We start from the raw sequence: 18,320 nt of genomic DNA on the forward strand, positions 1-18,320 counted from the left end.
CGGACGGCGAAATCGTGCAGGCCTGACGCCCTAGTGGTAGGTGTCTCTTCCGATTGCGCAATGCGCGTTGTGAAGACGGTGACAACAAAGCCAAGTCTCGCCGGGGAGAGCACGTATAAGCCGTAAGCCATCGCGCAGGGAAAGCCGGATTGCTCCGGTTACACCTGTGGTCCTACCCCCGAGCTTTCTACCCCATTGCTCGGGGCCCATGGGTGCGATCGGCACCCGGCTTTCCCTGCGCCCTCACCAACGGAGAGGGCGGAACGAAAGAGCAAAGCTCGGACAATTCATGTCGCGAGAATGCGAAGCTATATCCTCATCTACAACTGTCATCGCCCGGCTCGCCGCCTCCGCTGAAGCTTCGGCGAGCCCAAGACCGCAAGCCCCGTCGAAGCCTTGGCGAAGACGGGACCGGGCGATCCAGTACGCCGCGGCCTCTCGACTCAAGTACTGCCGTCTCTGGAATACTGGATCACCCGCTTTCGCGAGTGATGACACCGCGTGCTTGGCGATGGTCACCTATCCCAGCAATCCTGCGGTACCAGCATTCGCGCCCGGCGAATCCGCCATTGCCGAAACCCGCATTGACCGCATCGCCATGGCCGGGCACAGCGTGCGGGCGGTGTCATTGAACGGTCGCAAGAGCCGAAAGGAATACCGTCGCATCGGATTTTGCAGTGCAGCAACGGCGCAAATAGCCCCTGCTAAAGGGGCAATGGCAATCGTCGTGGCTTCTCTGTAATGGTGCGGCCGGATGTCTCGGGGCCGGAATTCGTGCTCCGCAATACGCGGGAGGAAACATGCGTAGATTCATATTGGCGGCGGCGTCGATCGCAGCTTTGAGCTTTGTCGGACCGGCCTCGGCGCAGGCGCCGATCGTTCTCAAATTCAGCCACGTGGTGGCCTCGGACACGCCGAAGGGCAAGGCGGCCGACAAGTTCAAGGAACTGGCCGAGAAGTACACCGGCGGCAAGGTGAAGGTCGAGGTCTACCCGAACTCGACGCTTTACAAGGACAAGGAAGAGCTCGAGGCGCTCCAGCTCGGCGCGGTCCAGATGCTGGCGCCGTCGAACTCGAAGTTCGGTCCGATCGGCATCAAGGAATTCGAAGTCTTCGATCTGCCCTACATCCTCCCGGACCTGAAATCGCTGCGCAAGGTGACCGACGGCCCGCTCGGCGCCCAGTTGCTCAAGAAGCTGGATTCCAAGGGCATGACCGGTCTCGCCTACTGGGACAACGGCTTCAAGCAGATGAGCGCGAACAAGAAGCTGGTCGCGCCTGCAGACTACAAGGGGCTCAAATTCCGCATCCAGTCGTCGAAGGTGCTGGAGGCCCAGTTCCGCGCGCTCGGCGCGATCCCGCAGGTGATGGCGTTCTCCGACGTCTACCAGGCGCTGCAGACCGGCGTGGTCGACGGCCAGGAGAACACCTGGTCGAACATCTACACCCAGAAAATGCATGAGGTGCAGAAGTACGCCACCGTCACCAATCACGGCTACATCGGCTACGTCGTGGTCGTAAACAAGAAGTTCTGGGACGGCCTGCCGGCCGATATCCGCGACGAGCTCTCCAAGGCGATGAAGGAAGCCACCGAGTTCGGCAACAACCAGTCCGCCAAGGAAAACGACGACGCGCTCGCCGAAATCAAGAAGGCCGGCAAGACCGAGATCATCTCGCTCACCCCCGAGCAGGACGAGGCGATGCGCAAGGCGATGATGCCGGTCTACAAGGACGTCGCTTCGCGGGTCGGTCAGCCGCTGATCGACGAATTCCTCAAGGAAACGGGCCGCAGCCCGATGAACTGAGGCGTGCCTTACCTCGCCCCGCTTGCGGGGAGAGGTCGGAATTCAAGCGCAGCTTGAATTCCGGGTGAGGGGGAGTCTCCGCCAGCGCAACTATCAACGTGCGCGAGGAAGAAGCCCCTCACCCTAACCCTCTCCCCGTAAGAACGGGGTGAGGGAGACAACGCTCTGGCCGCGGGGGGCGGCCATGACAGGGGAGATCAATGCTGCTGAAGATTCTGGACCGGCTCGAGGAAATCATCATCGCGAGCCTGATGGGGGCCGCGACGCTCCTGACCTTCGTCACGGTGGTGCATCGCTTCCTGGTCGACGTGCCCGTGCTCTATCCGTATTTGTTCGGCATCAACCTCGCCTGGTCGCAGGAACTGTGCATCTACATGTTCATCTGGATGGCGAAGTTCGGCGCCGCCTACGGCGTGCGCACCGGCATCCATGTCGGCGTCGACGTGCTGATCAACCGCCTCAATGATTTCTGGCGCAAGCGCACCATCACCTTCGGCCTGCTCGGCGGCGCGCTGTTCACCGCGATCGTCGGCACCATGGGCGCCAAGTTCGTGTTCGAGCTGATGCACACCGACCAGGTGTCACCCGACATGGAGATCCCGAGCTGGATCGTCTACGCCTGCATCCCGCTCGGCTCCTATCTGATGTGCTTCCGCTTCCTGCAGGTGTGCTGGACCTACTGGAAGACCGGCGAGCTGCCGCACCATGACGCCTCCCATGTCGACGGCGTCGAAACCAGCAAGACCGCGCCCGTCGCGCTTGGAGAAGCGTGATGAGCGCCGCATTGATTTTCGGACTGCTGTTTGCCCTGATGCTGACGGGCATGCCGATCTCGATTTCGCTCGGCCTGACCGTGCTGACCTTCCTGTTCACGATGACCGAGGTGCCGATCGAGAGCGTCGGGCTGAAGCTGTTTTCCGGCCTCGACAATTTCGGCATCATGGCGATCCCGTTCTTCATCCTGGCGGGCACCTTCCTGACCCGCGGCGGCGTCGCGCGGCGCATGATCGCGTTCACGACATCATTGGTCGGGCATCTGCCCCCGGCGGCCTTGGCTTGGCCGGCGTCGCGGCCTGCGCGATGTTCGCGGCGATCTCGGGTTCGAGCGTTGCAACCGTGGTCGCGATCGGCTCGATCATGATGCCGGCGATGGTCGATCACGGCTATCCGAAGCGGTTCGGCGTCGGCGTGATCTCGACCTCGGGCGCGCTCGGCATCCTGGTGCCGCCCTCGATCATCCTGGTGCTGTACGGCGTCTCGACCAACACCTCGATCGGTGCGCTGTTCATGGCCGGCATCGTGCCGGGCGTGCTGCTCGCGCTGATGCTGGCCGCGGTGACCTTCTTCGTCGCGCAGCGCAACGGCTACCCGAAGATGCCGCGCGCCACCATCGGCCAGCAGTTCACGGCGTTCCGTGAGAGCATCTGGGGCCTTCTGCTGATCGCGATCGTGCTCGGCGGCATCTATGGCGGCATCTTCACGCCGACCGAGGCCGCCGCGGTCGCCGCGACCTATGCCTTCTTCATCACCGTGTTCGTCTACAAGGAGCTGAAGCTCTCCGAAGTACCGAAGGTGCTGCTGCAGGCGGCGAGCATGAGCTCGATGCTGCTCTACATCATCACCAACGCGGTGCTGTTCTCGTTCCTGATGACGCATGAGCAGATCCCGCAGGAGATGGCGGCCTGGATCATCGACAAGAACTTCTCGGTCTGGATGTTCCTGCTCGTCGTCAACATCATCCTGCTGCTCGCCGGCAACGTGATGGATCCGTCATCGATCCTCTTGATCATGGCGCCGATCCTGTTTCCGTTGGCGACCAAGCTCGGCGTGCATCCGGTGCATCTGGGCATCCTGATGATCGTCAACACCGAGGTCGGGCTGTGCCATCCGCCGGTCGGACTCAATCTCTACATCGCGAGCAGTATCGCCAAGATGGGCATCAGCGAGATCACGATCTCTGTCTTGCCGTGGCTGTGCGCGATGCTGGTGTTCCTCGGCCTGATCACCTACGTGCCGGAGATCTCGCTGTGGCTGCCGCGGTTGTTGGGAATGATTTGACGCGCGCATGATCCGGAAAAATGAGAAGCGGTTTCCCTCGCGACAAACGCGGAGCGTTTGCGCGGAGATCATGCGCAAAAACAAACAAGAAATCCAACGCGCGAGCTCGCGCGCTGGATGTTTCTGATGGGCAATGGAACGGATTACATCTTGGCAAGAAAGCTCTCTCTGTCCAATCCGTAAGTTGAAGGCGGCACCGGGCAGCATCATCCTCAGGGAAACTTCAAAGGAGGTTTGGATGAAGAAAGTTCTGCTCGCCGGTCTCGCGGCACTCTCGATAGCCGGCTCGACTGCGGTCTATGCCCAGCATCGCCCCTGGTTTCATGGCCAGACACGGATGAGCCCGGAGGACCGGGCCGCATTCCTCGATGCGCGCATCGCTGCGGTGCACGCCGGGCTGAAGCTCAACGCTGATCAGGAGAAGCTGTGGCCGCCGGTCGAGACCGCGGTCCGCGAGTTCGCCAAGATGCGGCTCGATCGCGCCAATGCGCGGATGGCCGCGGAAAAGGCCGATGCCGACAAGGCGCAGAAGCCCGATGATCCGGTTGCGCGTCTGCGCGAGCGCGCCGACAACATGGCGGCGACCGCTACTTCGCTGAAGAAGATCGCCGATGCCGCCGACCCGCTCTACAAGACGCTCGACGACAACCAGAAGCGGCGCCTGACCATGCTCACCCACATGGAAGGCCGCGGTTTCGGTGCCGAGGGCTGGCGCCGCCACCGCCTCGAGCGTGGCATGGATCGCTGGGAGCGCGGCGGCCGCGACCATCATTTCGACCGCGACGACGGTCCGGACCAGGAGCGCTCCGGCCGGCTCTGAGCATTGGCCGCGAACAGCATCGCCAAGCCCATGAAAGGCCGCCGGAATCCGGCGGCCTTTCGGCTTGGTAAAAGTCGGGAAAACTTGCGCCAGCTTGCTGGACATCGCGGAATCGCTTTGCTAAACGACGGCCTCTCTTGCGAGGGTCATTTCCGGACAAGTTCCGGGCGCATAGCTCAGTTGGTAGAGCAGCTGACTCTTAATCAGCGGGTCCCAGGTTCGAGCCCTGGTGCGCCCACCAAGCTTTCAAAGCTTAGGTTCGCCCTCGTATCGGCCACGCCGGCCAGCAGTCGCGTCTGTTCGGACACCCTGGCTGCTTTTGTTGGCTTCCACATTTCCCGATCAGGCCGCATGCGCTTGCTGCGGATTGGCGTCGGCCGTTCCGCCCGACCACCATTCGGCAGCGGGATGAAGTTCGCCACGAACGGATCCGCAATCCCGTAAATCTGCCCCGCTCGCTTGAGCGGTGCGCGAGCTGTCATCATCCCAGCGCGGGGGGCCCTGCGGCGAGCGCGGTTGACAGGGCGAAGCGCCCACTTTAATCACTCGGCTAATTAATCAATTAATTAAGGTCCAAAACCCTAGGGAAAGAATCCGCCTGATGCTGGCCGGCCAAAGACATTCGAAGCTGCTTGCCCCGCTCGGGCGCGGCGTCGTTTGTCCAGGAGACCAGGCATTGACCGCGTCCACGCGGACCGGTCTCGAACAGGCCGACAACGGCCTCGTCCAGCAGGCCACAAGCTTTGTCGCGCATGCACGGCCCGGCACTACACGACCGCCGGCGCGGATCAACGCCCTCTGCGGCAAGCAGAGTGGGCTTCGTTCACCCGTACGAAAACATGAGGAGTGAGGCGTAAACGATGGGACGTCGATCTGAGGTACTGATGGCGCAAGATGCCGCCGGCACGGACAACCGGCGCGTGATCCAGGTGGTGTCGCGCGCATTCGACATCGTGCGTTGCTTCGAAGGTCGAAGCATACGCCTCGGCAATCGTGACATCGCCGATCGCTGCGGTCTGCCGCGATCGACGGTCTCCCGTCTGACGCTGACGCTGACCCAGATCGGCCAGTTGATCTATCTGCCGCAGGAGCAGAAATATGCGCTGGGTCCGCACGCCGCCGCGCCCGGCGCTCCGCTGTTTGCGGACAAGCCCGACTGTGCCGACGAGCGGCAGCGCGACAACGCGCAATCATCGATGCTGCGGGGGATCAATTCGCGCTTCGACTATTTCGACGATCAGCGCAGCGCGGTCGCCGAGCCGCTTGCGGTGACGCCACACCGCTGACATCCCGGCTCGTTCCGGGCAGGCGGCGCAGCGGAAGCGGCCATCGGCATCGGCACGGGCTCACAGCAACGAAGCATCCAAAGCAAGGGGAAACGCATGTCTGAGGCATACATCATCGACGCGGTGCGCACGCCGCGCGGCATCGGCAAGCCGGGCAAGGGCGCGCTGTCGCACCTGCATCCGCAGCAGCTGGCCGCGACCGTGCTCGGCGCGCTCAAGGAGCGCAACAAGCTCGATACCTCGACCGTCGACGACATCATCTGGTCGACCTCGACCCAGGAAGGCAAGCAGGGCGGCGATCTCGGACGCATGTCGGCGCTCGCGGCCGGCTACGACATCAACGCGAGCGGCACGACGCTGGATCGCTTCTGCGGCGGCGGCATCACCTCGGTGAACCTCGCGGCAGCCTCGGTCATGTCGGGGATGGAAGATTGCGTCATCGCCGGCGGCACCGAGATGATGAGCTATCAGCAGACCCTCGCCGCCGAGCGCTCCAAGGCGGGACAGCCGGCGCGGATGATGGGTTCGGGCAATCCGGCGCTCGACGAGATCCACCCGCAGTCGCACCAGGGCGTGTGCGGCGACGCCATCGCGACGCGCGAGGGGATCAGCCGAGAGGCCTGCGATGCGCTGGCGCTGACGAGCCAGCAGCGCGCCAAGCGGGCGATCGATGAAGGCCGCTTCGCCAAGTCGGTGATCCCCGTGCTCAACGACGACGGCAGCGTCGCCCTCAATCGGGAGGAATTCCCGCGCCCCGAGACCACCGCCGAAGGCCTGGCGTCGCTGAAGCCGAGCTTCGAGCAGCTTGCCGATTTCGATCTCGGCAACGGCGTGACCTTCAGGAAGCAGATCCAGCGCCGTTACCCGGGCCTCGAGTGGAAGGGCGTGCATCATGCCGGCAACAGCTCGGGTGTGGTGGATGGCGCAGCCGCGGTGCTGATCACGTCGAAGGAATATGCCGAGAAGCACGGCCTCAAGCCGCGCGGCCGCATCGTGGCCTATGCCAACCAGGGTGACGATCCGACCTTGATGCTCAACGCGCCGGTTCCGGCGGCCAAGAAGGTTCTCGCCAAGGCCGGCCTGACCAAGGACGACATCGACGTCTGGGAGATCAACGAGGCGTTCGCGGTTGTCGCCGAGAAGTTCATCCGCGACCTCGAGCTGGATCGCGAGAAGGTCAACATCAACGGCGGCTCGATCGCGCTCGGCCACCCGATCGGCGCAACCGGATCGATCCTGATCGGCACCGCGCTCGACGAGCTCGAGCGCAGCGGCGGTCGCTATGGTCTCGTCACCATGTGCGCCGCCGGCGGCATGGCGCCGGCCATCATCATCGAACGCATCTGATCGCGAAAGGACACTGCCATGAAACTCGATTCATCAGTCGCCGCCGTCGTCACCGGCGGCGCGTCCGGCCTCGGCGCAGCCACCGCGCGGGCGCTCGCCGCGCAAGGCGTCAAGGTCGCGATCTTCGACTTCAACGAAGACAAGGGCGAAGCCATCGCCAGGGAAATCGGCGGCGTGTTCTGCAAGGTCGACGTCACCTCCGACGAGCTGGTCGATGCGGGCTTCGCCAAGGCCCGCGCGGCACACGGCCAGGAACGCATCCTGGTGAACTGCGCCGGCACCGGCAATGCGGTGAAGACCGCCGGCCGCGACAAGAAGACCGGTGAGCCGACGCACTTCCCGATCGACGCCTTCAACCGCATCATCCAGATCAACCTGGTCGGCACCTTCCGCTGCATCGCCAAGTCGGCGCAGGGCATGCTGTCGCTGTCTCCGCTGGAGCACGGCGAGCGCGGTGCGGTCGTGAACACCGCTTCGGTCGCGGCCGAGGACGGCCAGATGGGGCAGGCGGCGTATTCGGCCTCCAAGGCCGGCGTCGTCGGCATGACCCTGCCGATCGCGCGCGATTTGATGGCTGAGGGCATCCGCGTCAACACCATCCTGCCGGGCATTTTCAACACGCCGCTGCTGCAGGGCGCGCCGGAGAACGTCAAGGCCGCGCTCAGCGCGTCGGTGCCGTTCCCGAAGCGTCTCGGCATGCCGGAGGAATATGCGCATCTGGCGCTGACCATGATCACCAACGGCTATTTCAACGGTGAAGACGTCCGCCTCGACGGCGCCATCCGCATGGCTCCGCGATAGGCGTCCGCGCGCGTAACAGGAGGCGAAAGCGATGTCCGAAGAAGCTCCGGTCCTCACTGAAGTCCGCGGACCGATCCTGATCATCACGCTGAACCGGCCGGAAGCCAAGAACGCAGCCAACCTCGCACTCTCCAAGGGCGTCGCTGCGGCGATAGACCGGCTCGATGCCGATGATGCGCTGAGCGTCGGCATCATCGCCGGTGCGGGCGGCACGTTCTGCTCGGGCATGGACCTCAAGGGGTTTTTGAAGGGCGAGCGGCCGTCGATCCCCGGCCGCGGCTTCGCCGGCCTCACCGAGGCGCCGCCGAAGAAGCCGCTGATCGCGGCGGTCGACGGCTACGCGCTCGCCGGCGGGATGGAGATCGCGCTGTCGTGCGACATGATCGTCGCCAACCGCAATGCCAAGTTCGGCATCCCCGAGGTGAAGCGCGGGCTGGCGGCTGCGGCCGGTGGCCTGATCCGCATGCCGCGGCAGATGCCGGTCCGTGTGGCGATGGAGTTCGCACTGACGGGCGAATTCTTCGGTGCCGAGCGTGCTCACCAACTCGGCATCATCAACCGCGTGACCGATGGCCCGGCGCTCGACGCCGCGCTCGAGCTTGCGGCCGCGATCGGTGCCAACGGCCCGCTCGCAGTCAGGGCCTCCAAGCAGGTGGTCGTCGAATCCCGGCTCTGGCCGGAAGACCAGATGTGGACGAGGCAGCAGGAGATCGTCGGTCCGGTCTTCGTCTCGGAGGATGCCCGCGAGGGCGCGGCGGCCTTCGCGGAAAAGCGCGCGCCGAACTGGAAGGGCAAGTAAGGCAGCGACTGTTTCGATGACGGAGCGCCGGTTTTGATTGCAGCAGAACCGGCGCTCCATTTTTTGCGAGTGCCCCGCCGCTCGCCGGCCGGCTTCCAAATCACGTGAGAGCGCTATTGGGTGAATAATGCGCAGCTTTACCGAAGATCAGGTCATCTTCCGCGACTCCTACCGCAAGTTCCTTGCGAGCGAGATCACGCCCCATATGGAGGAGTGGCGGGAGGCCGGCATCGTCGACCGCAGCGCGTTCAAGAAGGCCGGCGACCTCGGCTTCCTGATGATCTGGCCTGAAGAGAAGTATGGCGGAATGGGCGACGAGGACTTCCGCTACGAGCAGATCATCATCGAGGAGACCGCGCGTGCCGGCTGCAAGGGCTGGTTCAACACGCTGCACAGCCGCCTGGTCGGATCCTATTTCAAGCGCTTCGGCACCGAGGAGCAGCGCGATCGCTTCCTGCCGAAATGCGTCAGCGGCGAGACCATCCTGGCGATTGCGATGACCGAACCGGGCGCGGGCTCGGACCTCGCGGGCATGCGCACGACGGCGGAGGACAAGGGCGATCATTTCCTGCTCAACGGCTCGAAGACCTACATTTCCAACGGCATCAATTCCGACGTCGTGATCGTGGCGGCCAAGCTGGCAGGCGCCGAGAAGAAGCACGCGATGGTGCTCCTGATCGTCGAGCGCGGCATGGAAGGGTTCGAACGGGGCCGCAATCTGAAGAAGATGGGCATGCCGGCGCAGGACACCGCCGAGCTGTTCTTCCAGAATGTGAGGGTGCCCAAGGCCAACGTGCTGGGAGAGCCGGGCAGGGGCTTCTACTATCTCATGGAGGGTCTCGCCGAGGAGCGGCTGATCTCCGCGGTCGGATCGATTGCCAATGGCCGCAGGGCGTTCGATATCACGCGCGCTTACGTGATGGATCGCAAGCTGTTCGGCAGGCCGCTCGCCGAGCAGCAGAACACCCAGTTCCGCATGGCGGAGATGGATGCCGAGATCGATCTCGTGCAGGTCTATGTCGATCACTGCGTGGCCGAGCACAATGCGGGGCGGCTGACCAGCAATATGGGCGCCAAGGCCAAGATGATGTCCTCGGAAGTCGAGTGGAAGATGCTCGACCTCGGTGTGCAGCTGCACGGCGGCGCGGGCTACATGGATGAATATCCGATCAGCCGGATGTTCACCGATGCGCGCGTCAATCGGATCCTGGCGGGGAGCTCCGAAGTGATGCGGCTGATCATCGGCCGCGACGTCTTCTCGGAGCACTACAAGAGCATTCTGGATTAGCCGGTCGCCGCGTCAGACGATCTATCCAGCACCGGTCGCGCGTCAGCCGCGCGCCTGCCGCAGCGGCTCGCGCGCATGCTCCTTCGAGCGCATCAACGCATCGACGAAGATCGGCTCCCAGGAGCGGATGTGGCTGCGCAGCAGGGTCGGCAGCGCCTCGGTCTCGCCGGCGAGCGCGAGTTCGATCAGTTTGTAATGCTCCGGCACCGAGGCTTGCTGCCGCTCGTGGCCGGCGCGCGAGCTGATGCCGTAGAGCCGCATCTTGTCGCGCAGGCCCATCACCATCTCGGTCAGGAGCTCGTTGCCGGCGGCGGCGATGAACTCGCGATGATAGTTGCGGTCGGCTTCGAGATAGAGCTGGACGTCGTCGGTCTCGACCGCCCTCGCGATCTGATCGGCCCAGCCGCGCACCGCCGGTAGGTCCTTCGGCGGATTGGCGGCGACCAGCACGGCGGCGTGCAACTCCAGTACCTCGCGCATATCGAACAGATTGCGCAGCTCGGTCAGCGTCGGCTCCACCACCTTGAATCCGCGGTTGCGCATCGGCTCGACCAGGCCGCCGCGGCTGAGCTCGAGCAGCGCCTCGCGCACCGGCGTCGAGGAGACGCCGAGGCTCGCCGCGAGACTCGGCACAGAATACATCGTGCCGGGAAGGCTCTGCCCGGAAATGATCTCCGCGCGCACCCGCTGCAGCACCTGTTCGCGCAAATTCTGGTCCATGGGTGGTCGCAGCCGCCTCTCGCCGGGAACTCCGATTCGTCCCTGATTATTACTTAGCCTTGACGAGGACGGTAGCGTATGACGTAAATGTGTAACGCATTACAAGAATGCGTCACATGAGTTGACCTGACCACGAGGCAGCGGTGAAACAGCGGCTACCCGGCTATTGCACGCTTTGTCGTTCGCGCTGCGGTGCTGTCACCGTGGTCGAGGATGGGCGTCTCGTCGGCGTGGAGGTATTAAGTAACCACCCGACCGGTGGGGCGCTCTGTGCCAAGGGCCGGGCGGCACCGGAAATCGTCGGCAGCCCGCGCCGCCTGACCGTCCCGCTCAAGCGGACCCGCCCGCGCGACGCTGCCGATCCCGGCTGGGTCGAGGTGTCGTGGGACGAGGCGCTGACCGAGATCGCCGACCGGCTTGGCAGCATCCGCGCCGAGAGCGGCGCCGAGGCGGTGGCGTTCGGTGTCACCACGCCGAGCGGCACGCCGATGGTCGACAGCTTCGAGTGGGTCGAGCGCTTCATCCGCGGCTTCGGCAGTCCGAACCTGATCTACGCGGTCGAGATCTGCGGCTGGCACAAGGACTTCGCGCACGCGCTGACCTTCGGTCGCGGCATCGGCTTTCCCGATTACGACAATGCCGATGCGATCATCCTGTGGGGCCACAATCCGGCGCGCACCTGGCTCGCGCAAGCAACGCGAATCGCCGATGCGCGGCGGCGCGGTGCCAAGGTCGTCGTCGTCGATCCCAAGCCGAACGGCTCCGGCCAGCAGGCCGATCTCTGGCTGCGCATCCGTCCCGGTGCCGATGGCGCGCTTGCGATGGGCGCGATCCGCCACCTGATCGCGACCGGCAATTTCGATGCTGAGTTCGTCGACGCATGGACCAACGGATCGCTGCTGGTCGATCGCGCGACTGGCCGCTTCCTGCGCGCCGACATGTTGTGGCCGGATGGCACGTCTGATGCGTTCGTCCGTTTCGATGCGTCGGGCTCGCCGGTGCCTTGCGACACGCGCTATGCGCCGGAGGGCCGTGGCCGGTTGCGCGGCGCGCTGTCGATCCGTGCACGCGACGGGAGGATGATATCGGCGGCAACCGCGTTCGAACTGCTCGTCGAGCGCGCCGCGCCTTACACGCCGGCGCGCGTCGCGGAGCTGACCTGGCTTGATGTCGCTGATATCGACGCATTCAACGCGCTGCTCGCGAGCAGGCCGCGGCTTGCCTATCATTCCTGGACCGGCGTCGGCCAGCACACCAACGCCACCGCAATTGAGCGCGCGATCGCCGCGCTCTATGCGCTGACCGGCGCTTGCGATCGGCCCGGCGGCAATCGCTGGCCGGTGCCGCCGCCGACACGCCCGCTCAACGACTACAACATCCTGCCGCCGGAGCAGCAGGCCAAGGCGCTTGGCCTCGCCGAACTGCCGCTCGGTCCGCCGGCGAAGGGCTGGATCACGGCGCGCGATTTCAGCCGGGCCGTGCTCGAGGGCGAGCCTTACCGCGTGCGTGCGTTGGTTGCTTTCGGCACCAATTTTGTGGTCTCGCAGGGCCATTCGGAGCGCAACCGTGCGGCGCTGAACGCGTTGGAATTCCAGGTTCATATCGACATGTTCATGAACCCGACCGCGGAGAGCGCCGACTTCGTGCTGCCGGCCAGCACGCCGTGGGAGCGCGATGCGCTCAAGATCGGGTTCGAGATCACCCAGGAAGCCGTCGAGACCGTGCAGTTTCGCCCGCGCATGGTCGCGCCGGTCGGCGAGGTCAGGGCCGATTACGAGATCGCGGCTGCGCTCGCGCTCAAGCTCGGTATGGGCGACTTGTTCTTCGGCGGCGACATCGAGGCCGGCTGGAATTATCAGCTCGCGCCGCTCGGCATCGGCGTCGAGGATCTGCGCGAATATCCCGAAGGACGCCGCTTCCCGCAGGCCTTCCGCAATGAAAAATACGCCGTCACCCGAGAGGACGGCACGGTGGCCGGTTTCGCGACGCCGACCCGCCGGGTCGAGATCTATTCAGAGCTGATGCTGGGACACGGGCATGATCCTTTGCCCGATCACGTCGAACCGGTTGGTAGCCCGCTCACGGCAGCGGCGGACGAACGCTTTCCATTGGTGCTCTCCACCGCCAAGAGCGGTTGGTTCGTTCACTCCTCGCATCGGCATATCGCCTCGCTGCGGCGCAAGTCGCCGGACCCGGCGGTCGAGATCAGCCCGCAACTCGCCGCGCGGCGCGGGCTGGTCGAAGGCGACTGGGCCGTGGTCGAGACGCCGGGTGGTGCCGTGCGTCTGAAGGTGCGGCTCAATGCGGCGCTCGACGATCGCGTCGTCGTCGCCGAGTTCGGCTGGTGGGAAGATTGTCCGCCGCTCGGCCGCGATCGGTCAGCTGCGGCCGGCGTCCACACCCGGAACATCAACGCCGTGCTGCACGACGACGTGCGCGATCCCGTCAGCGGCTCGGTCCCGCTGCGCGCGATCGTCTGTGAGATCAGCCGCGATGCCGTGGCAAGCCGCGGCGTGTGGAGCGGCCAGCGGCGCTTCATGGTTGCCGCGCGCCGGGCCGAGGCCGACAACGTCATCGCTCTCAGCCTGCGGCCGCGTGACGGCGGTGCGCTGCCCGATTTCCTGCCGGGCCAGCATGTGATGATCTCGCTGCCCGGCACGACAGAGGCGCGGGCCTATTCGCTGACCGGATCGGGCGATCTGCCTGATGCGCTGTCGATCGCCGTGAAGGGGCGCTTCTCTGATGAAGCATGGAGCGACGACGCACCGTTCTTCATGCCGGATCGTCTGCATGGCCTTGCGGTCGGCGACGAGGTGTTGCTGGAGCCGCCGGGCGGCACCTTCACGCCGCCATTGAAGGGACCGCGGCCGCTGGTCTTCCTCGCAGCCGGCATCGGCATCACGCCGTTTGTCGGCTACCTCGAGACGCTGCAACATATCGCGCCGCAGGATCGTGTTGCCGAAATCCTGCTGCTGCATGGCTGCCGCAGCAGCCGCGAGCATCCGTTTGCACAGCGGCTTGCGGAGCTGGAAGCGAATACGCCGGGACTGACGCGGGTGACCTTCTTTTCCGCGCCGCTCGCGGGCGATCCGATCGAGTCGGATGCGCTGCGCAAGGGGCGGCTCGACCTTGAACAGGTCAAGCCGCTGACATCGTGCCGGCCGCTGGTCTACATCTGCGGCTCGCCGGACTTCGTCACGGCGCAGATTGCGGCCGTGGCGGCGCTCGGCGTGCCGCGCTTCGACATCTTCGCCGAGAGCTTCGTGTCGCCGCCCTCGGTGCCAACCAACCTTGCGCCGCGGACTGTCCGGCTTGCGAGCAGCAAGCAGAGCTTCTCCTGGGGACCGGAGCAGGGGACGCTGCTCGACGCCGCGACCGCGGCAGGCATTGCGCTGCCGAGCGGCTGCCGTGTCGGGCAATGCGAGAGCTGTGCGGTCGAGGTCGTCGATGGGCAATTCACCCATCTCGGCCCCGTCGATGGCAGCGAGGGCCAATGCCTCGCCTGCCAGGCCGTGCCGCTGACCGATCTGACGCTCGCACTTTGAATGACCAATCAGGATTGAAGACGAACCGCATCGCCGGAAGGGGATCAATTGATGACGAATGCTACGCACGATCAAACCGTGGACTTACGAAAACCGGTCGCGGACAACATCATCGCGCGCTTTTCGCAGGCCCTGGTGGCGTTTGCGGAGCGCTGGTTTCCGGATGCGTATGTCTTCGTGCTGATCGCGGTGATTGCGGTCGCCGCAGGCGCGATCCTGCATGGCGGTTCGCCGCTCGCCGTCAGCCGCGCGTTCGGCGACGGGTTCTGGAATCTGATCCCGTTCACGATGCAGATGGCGCTGGTCGCGATCGGCGGCTACGTCGTGGCGATGTCGCCGCCGGTCGCGGCCGTACTGACGCGGCTCGCGAGCGTGCCGAAGACCGGCCGCGGCGCGGTGGTGTTCGTCGGCGTGCTCAGCATCTTCCTCTCGCTGCTGAACTGGGGCCTCAGCCTGATCTTTTCCGGCCTGTTGGTGCGGGAGATCGCGCGGCGCACGGATATCCGGCTCGATTATCGGGCGGCCGGCGCGGCCGGTTATCTCGGGCTCGGCTGCGGCTTCACCCTCGGCATCACGTCGTCGGCCGCGCAGCTGCAGGCCAATGCCGGCAGCATCCCGGCGTCGCTGCTGCCGATCACCGGCGTGATCGGCTTCTCGGAGACCATCCTGACCTGGCAGAACATGGTCACCGTCGTGATGGTCACTGTGGTGTCGGCCGCGATCTGCTATTTCACGACGCCCGCGTCCGCGCAGGCCAAGACCGCGGAAGACCTCGGTGTCGCGCTCGGCGATGACCGCATCGAAGCCAGGAAGCCGGCCCGGCCGGGCGACTGGCTGGAATTCAGCCCGCTGCTGACCATCCTGATCGCGCTGCTTGCCGCCGGCTGGCTGTGGCAGACGTTCCAGTCGGGCAATCCGCTGATCACGCTGTCGGGGCTCAACACCTACAATTTCGTCTTCCTGATTCTCGGCATCGTATTGCATTGGCGGCCACGCAGCCTGGTCGAATCCTTCTCCAAGGCGATGCCGAGCGTCTCCGGCGTGCTGTTGCAGTTTCCGTTCTATGCCGGCGTCGCGCAGATCCTGACCAAGGTGCCGAACAGCAGCGGCACCACGCTGTCAGACACGATCGCGCACTGGTTCGTCGGCGCCTCCAGCAACTCGACGGTGTTCTCGTTTCTGGTCGGAATCTATTCGGCGCTGCTCGGCTTCTTCGTGCCGTCGGCCGGCGGCAAGTGGATCATCGAGGCGCCCTACATCATGAAGGCGGCCAACGACATCGGCGCCCATCTCGGCTGGACGGTCATGGTCTACAACATCGCCGAGACGCTGCCGAACTTCATCAACCCGTTCTGGATGTTGCCGCTGCTCGGCATTCTCGGCCTGAAGTCGAAGGATCTGATCGGCTACACCTCGGTGCAGTTCTTCATTCACTTCCCGATCGTGATGCTGCTGGCCGCGATCCTGATGGCGACCTTCACCTATCATCCGCCGATCCTGCCCTGAGCGGTGAGGGCCGGGCACCGCGAGGCACGGTGCCCGGCCAACGTTCCGCCAGTTCATGCCGTTCGCGCCCGGCATCATCAAAACTGTGCTGTTTTTCGGCCCGCGGCGAATGAGCTATCGCGCCGGGCCCTGATCTTTGGTCAGCCATTTCATTGACCGCCGCGCGGTTCGGCCGGATATTGATGCGCGATATCCGTGTTGTCCAAGGTCACCGCAATGAGACATATCCACCGCAGCTTGATGTGCGACATGCGACGCCGCATGCAGCACCGCTGCGTCTCGGCGGCGACCGGCGTCTGTTGTTAATCGCTTCGACAAATCCAAAGCACCCGACAATCAGACAGGACGCCGTCATTCGGCGATGGAGCACGCATGTCCCAAGCGCAAACATCCCAAGCTTACGTCATCGAAGTATCGGATCGCACCGCGGGTATCGTCGTCGGCGATAACAGCGGCTTCTGCTTCTTCTCTTCGGACCGCGCCTTCGATGGCCTCGACGGCGGGCATTTCGGCTCCGCCCGCGCCGCGGAGCGCGCGGTGAGGGCGCATTTGCAGCGCCGCCAGGCGCGCGGCCAGCCGTCATCGAACTCACGCAATATCTGAAAGACAACCTTTGAAAGGACTGTCATGACGACAAGACGTACCATTCTTGCGGCCGCGCTGGCATTGTCCGCATTCGCCGTCGCGCCGGCCCGGGCCGAAGACAAGCCGGCCGAGATCCGCATCGGCACGCAGAAAGGCGGCTTGTTTCCGGCCGTCCGCCAGCGTCACACCGTCGAGGACGCCTTCAAGCCGCTCGGCATCGAGGTGAAGTGGATCGACTTCCAGTTCGGGCCGCCGCTGCTCGAGGCGATCAATGTCGGCAGCGTCGATTTCGGGTTCGTCGGCGATACGCCGCCGATCTTCGCGCAGGCCGGCGCGGCCAAGATCGCGTACGTGGCGGCGGTGACCTCTGATGGCAGCAACCAGGCGATCATCGTGCCGGCGGACTCCCCGATCCGGACGCTCGCCGATCTCAAGGGCAAGCGCGTTGCGTTCGGCAAGGGCTCGAGCGCGCACAATCTGCTCGTCGCCGCGCTCGACAAGGCCGGCCTGTCCTGGAGCGACATCACGCCGACGCCGCTGGCGCCGGCGGACGCGACCGTCGCGTTCTCCCGGGGCATCGTCGACGCATGGTCGATCTGGGATCCCTATCTGGCGCTGGCGGAGATCAAGGACAAGGTCCGCGTGATCGCCTTCGACAAGGACGTGCACAAGCCGAACGCGTTCTACATCGCGGGATCGGACTTTGTTGCGAAGTATCCATCCATCGTCGCGAAGCTGAACTCCATCTTTGCCGCCGAAGGAAAATGGGCCGCCGATCACCGCGAGGAGGTGGCTCGTGCGCAGGCCGAGGCCACCGGCGTCGACATCGAGGCGGTCAGGCGCTTCGTCGCGCGCTCGAACTACCAGGTGGTGCCGGTCGACGCCGAGATCATCAGGAGCCAGCAGGCGATTGCCGACCGCTTCAAGGCGATCGGGCTGATCCCAAAGCCGATCAATGTTTCCGATATCGTCTGGAAATGGACACCCGGCTCGTGAGCCGATTTGGTGGCGTGGTCAGGAAGCCGCGGCGAGCGGCGGCGCGATCACTTGGGGCGCCTCGGGCGTCTGTGTCGTCGTCGTCGCGAGCTGGAAGCGGATGCCGTGCACGGAGACGGTCAGCGGGATGCCGCGGAAATCGTCGTGGAAGGCGCGGATCCGGCGTGCCAGCTCACCGGGGCTGATGCCGGCGGGAAGCTCGCACATGTCGCGGTACATCTGCCTTGTACTTTTGACGCCGCACCAAGCGATCTCCAGCTCGGCCAGCGGCGCCGGATTGCAGGCGAGATCGCGCGACATCCGCCAGAACAGATGGGCCAGCCGCACATAGGCGATCTGCTCAAGCCCGCGCACGCCGATCTTGTCGGGAATGATGAAGGACTCGACCCCGACGACGGGACCGGAATCGACGCGCGCGGCCATCACATGGGCCGTCGCGCCGAAGCTGCGCGCGCCGTCATAGAGCGCGAAATGCGCCGGCGCCCAGCCGGGATATTGCGGCGGGCCGGGGTGAAAATTATAGGCGCCGTGGCCGAGCGCCGTCAGAATGCTCTCCGGCACGATGACGCTGGTGGTGAAGGCGAGCAGCCGGGCTTCGCGCAACACCTCGGGCTCGATCGCGGCCAGTTCCTCAGCCGTCACCGCGCAGCGGAACGACAGCGCCGGGTTGTGCGCCTTCAACAGTTCGGTGAGCGCGAATTGCTGGTCGGCGACGCCGGTGAGAAGGATGATGGTCTTCATGATGCGGGTGTCCTTCTCTTGTT

At 64.8% G+C, this 18,320-nt stretch carries 14 protein-coding genes, 1 tRNA gene and 2 pseudogenes; 15 read left to right on the forward strand and 2 right to left on the reverse strand.

What is annotated here, in order from left to right:
- Positions 1-511 precede the first annotated feature (511 nt).
- The 11 genes and pseudogenes from ACVINW_RS23485 to ACVINW_RS23535 all read left to right on the forward strand — a co-directional run bounded on the left by ACVINW_RS23485 (position 512) and on the right by ACVINW_RS23535 (position 10,204).
- Positions 512-742 carry a hypothetical protein gene (locus tag ACVINW_RS23485; protein WP_456753486.1) on the forward strand — a complete coding sequence of 77 codons (231 nt, stop codon included), beginning with the start codon at positions 512-514 and terminating at the stop codon, positions 740-742.
- 58 nt (positions 743-800) lie between these two features.
- On the forward strand, positions 801-1,805 hold the full coding sequence (locus tag ACVINW_RS23490) for a TRAP transporter substrate-binding protein (protein WP_456753487.1): 1,005 nt from the start codon (positions 801-803) through the stop codon (positions 1,803-1,805).
- 200 nt (positions 1,806-2,005) lie between these two features.
- On the forward strand, positions 2,006-2,578 hold the full coding sequence (locus ACVINW_RS23495; RefSeq protein ID WP_456753488.1) for a TRAP transporter small permease: 573 nt from the start codon (positions 2,006-2,008) through the stop codon (positions 2,576-2,578).
- 50 nt (positions 2,579-2,628) lie between these two features.
- Positions 2,629-3,863: pseudogene (locus tag ACVINW_RS23500) on the forward strand (TRAP transporter large permease).
- A gap of 238 nt (positions 3,864-4,101) precedes the next feature.
- Positions 4,102-4,683, forward strand: coding sequence for a Spy/CpxP family protein refolding chaperone (locus ACVINW_RS23505; RefSeq protein ID WP_456753489.1), 582 nt, complete (start codon positions 4,102-4,104; stop codon positions 4,681-4,683).
- 165 nt (positions 4,684-4,848) lie between these two features.
- Positions 4,849-4,924, forward strand: a tRNA-Lys gene (locus ACVINW_RS23510).
- A 619-nt stretch (positions 4,925-5,543) separates the two neighbouring features.
- Positions 5,544-5,807 (forward strand): annotated as a pseudogene (locus tag ACVINW_RS23515) (helix-turn-helix domain-containing protein); the annotation flags it as partial.
- Positions 5,808-6,065: 258 nt separating this feature from the next.
- Complete coding sequence (locus ACVINW_RS23520) at positions 6,066-7,316, forward strand: acetyl-CoA C-acetyltransferase (protein WP_456753490.1); 1,251 nt, start codon at positions 6,066-6,068, stop codon at positions 7,314-7,316.
- Positions 7,317-7,334: 18 nt separating this feature from the next.
- Positions 7,335-8,117, forward strand: coding sequence for an SDR family NAD(P)-dependent oxidoreductase (locus tag ACVINW_RS23525; RefSeq protein WP_456753491.1), 783 nt, complete (start codon positions 7,335-7,337; stop codon positions 8,115-8,117).
- A 31-nt stretch (positions 8,118-8,148) separates the two neighbouring features.
- Positions 8,149-8,916 carry a crotonase/enoyl-CoA hydratase family protein gene (locus tag ACVINW_RS23530; RefSeq protein ID WP_456753492.1) on the forward strand — a complete coding sequence of 256 codons (768 nt, stop codon included), beginning with the start codon at positions 8,149-8,151 and terminating at the stop codon, positions 8,914-8,916.
- 127 nt (positions 8,917-9,043) lie between these two features.
- Positions 9,044-10,204, forward strand: coding sequence for an acyl-CoA dehydrogenase family protein (locus tag ACVINW_RS23535; protein ID WP_456753493.1), 1,161 nt, complete (start codon positions 9,044-9,046; stop codon positions 10,202-10,204).
- A gap of 42 nt (positions 10,205-10,246) precedes the next feature.
- Here the strand turns inward: ACVINW_RS23535 and ACVINW_RS23540 are convergent, their stop codons facing one another.
- The gene (locus ACVINW_RS23540; protein ID WP_456753494.1) at positions 10,247-10,924 is read right to left on the reverse strand and encodes a GntR family transcriptional regulator; all 678 of its coding nucleotides are present in this window, start codon (positions 10,922-10,924) and stop codon (positions 10,247-10,249) included.
- Between the two features lie 143 nt (positions 10,925-11,067).
- Between ACVINW_RS23540 and ACVINW_RS23545 the strand changes: the two genes are divergently transcribed.
- The 4 genes from ACVINW_RS23545 (at position 11,068) to ACVINW_RS23560 (ending at position 17,556) form a co-directional block, all read left to right on the forward strand.
- On the forward strand, positions 11,068-14,469 hold the full coding sequence (locus tag ACVINW_RS23545) for a molybdopterin-dependent oxidoreductase (RefSeq protein ID WP_456753495.1): 3,402 nt from the start codon (positions 11,068-11,070) through the stop codon (positions 14,467-14,469).
- A gap of 51 nt (positions 14,470-14,520) precedes the next feature.
- Positions 14,521-15,975: a short-chain fatty acid transporter gene (locus tag ACVINW_RS23550; RefSeq protein WP_456753496.1), complete on the forward strand. Its 1,455-nt coding sequence runs from the start codon at positions 14,521-14,523 to the stop codon at positions 15,973-15,975.
- A 372-nt stretch (positions 15,976-16,347) separates the two neighbouring features.
- Positions 16,348-16,578 carry a hypothetical protein gene (locus ACVINW_RS23555; RefSeq protein ID WP_456753497.1) on the forward strand — a complete coding sequence of 77 codons (231 nt, stop codon included), beginning with the start codon at positions 16,348-16,350 and terminating at the stop codon, positions 16,576-16,578.
- A 24-nt stretch (positions 16,579-16,602) separates the two neighbouring features.
- Complete coding sequence (locus tag ACVINW_RS23560) at positions 16,603-17,556, forward strand: aliphatic sulfonate ABC transporter substrate-binding protein (RefSeq protein ID WP_456753498.1); 954 nt, start codon at positions 16,603-16,605, stop codon at positions 17,554-17,556.
- 18 nt (positions 17,557-17,574) lie between these two features.
- On the opposite strand, the gene ACVINW_RS23565 is transcribed toward ACVINW_RS23560, so the two are convergent.
- On the reverse strand, positions 17,575-18,300 hold the full coding sequence (locus ACVINW_RS23565; protein WP_456756479.1) for a formyltransferase family protein: 726 nt from the start codon (positions 18,298-18,300) through the stop codon (positions 17,575-17,577).
- Positions 18,301-18,320: the final 20 nt, after the last annotated feature.

The sequence above is a fragment of the Bradyrhizobium sp. USDA 4461 genome, assembly GCF_054055655.1.

What these genes read in the sequence shown, in the direction of transcription:
- ACVINW_RS23485 (WP_456753486.1), top strand. Translation starts at nt 512, where the DNA reads ATGGTCACCTATCCCAGCAATCCTGCGGTACCAGCATTCGCGCCCGGC.
- ACVINW_RS23490 (WP_456753487.1), top strand. Translation starts at nt 801, where the DNA reads ATGCGTAGATTCATATTGGCGGCGGCGTCGATCGCAGCTTTGAGCTTT.
- ACVINW_RS23495 (WP_456753488.1), top strand. Translation starts at nt 2,006, where the DNA reads ATGCTGCTGAAGATTCTGGACCGGCTCGAGGAAATCATCATCGCGAGC.
- ACVINW_RS23505 (WP_456753489.1), top strand. Translation starts at nt 4,102, where the DNA reads ATGAAGAAAGTTCTGCTCGCCGGTCTCGCGGCACTCTCGATAGCCGGC.
- ACVINW_RS23520 (WP_456753490.1), top strand. Translation starts at nt 6,066, where the DNA reads ATGTCTGAGGCATACATCATCGACGCGGTGCGCACGCCGCGCGGCATC.
- ACVINW_RS23525 (WP_456753491.1), top strand. Translation starts at nt 7,335, where the DNA reads ATGAAACTCGATTCATCAGTCGCCGCCGTCGTCACCGGCGGCGCGTCC.
- ACVINW_RS23530 (WP_456753492.1), top strand. Translation starts at nt 8,149, where the DNA reads ATGTCCGAAGAAGCTCCGGTCCTCACTGAAGTCCGCGGACCGATCCTG.
- ACVINW_RS23535 (WP_456753493.1), top strand. Translation starts at nt 9,044, where the DNA reads ATGCGCAGCTTTACCGAAGATCAGGTCATCTTCCGCGACTCCTACCGC.
- ACVINW_RS23540 (WP_456753494.1), bottom strand. Translation starts at nt 10,924, where the DNA reads ATGGACCAGAATTTGCGCGAACAGGTGCTGCAGCGGGTGCGCGCGGAG.
- ACVINW_RS23550 (WP_456753496.1), top strand. Translation starts at nt 14,521, where the DNA reads ATGACGAATGCTACGCACGATCAAACCGTGGACTTACGAAAACCGGTC.
- ACVINW_RS23555 (WP_456753497.1), top strand. Translation starts at nt 16,348, where the DNA reads ATGTCCCAAGCGCAAACATCCCAAGCTTACGTCATCGAAGTATCGGAT.
- ACVINW_RS23560 (WP_456753498.1), top strand. Translation starts at nt 16,603, where the DNA reads ATGACGACAAGACGTACCATTCTTGCGGCCGCGCTGGCATTGTCCGCA.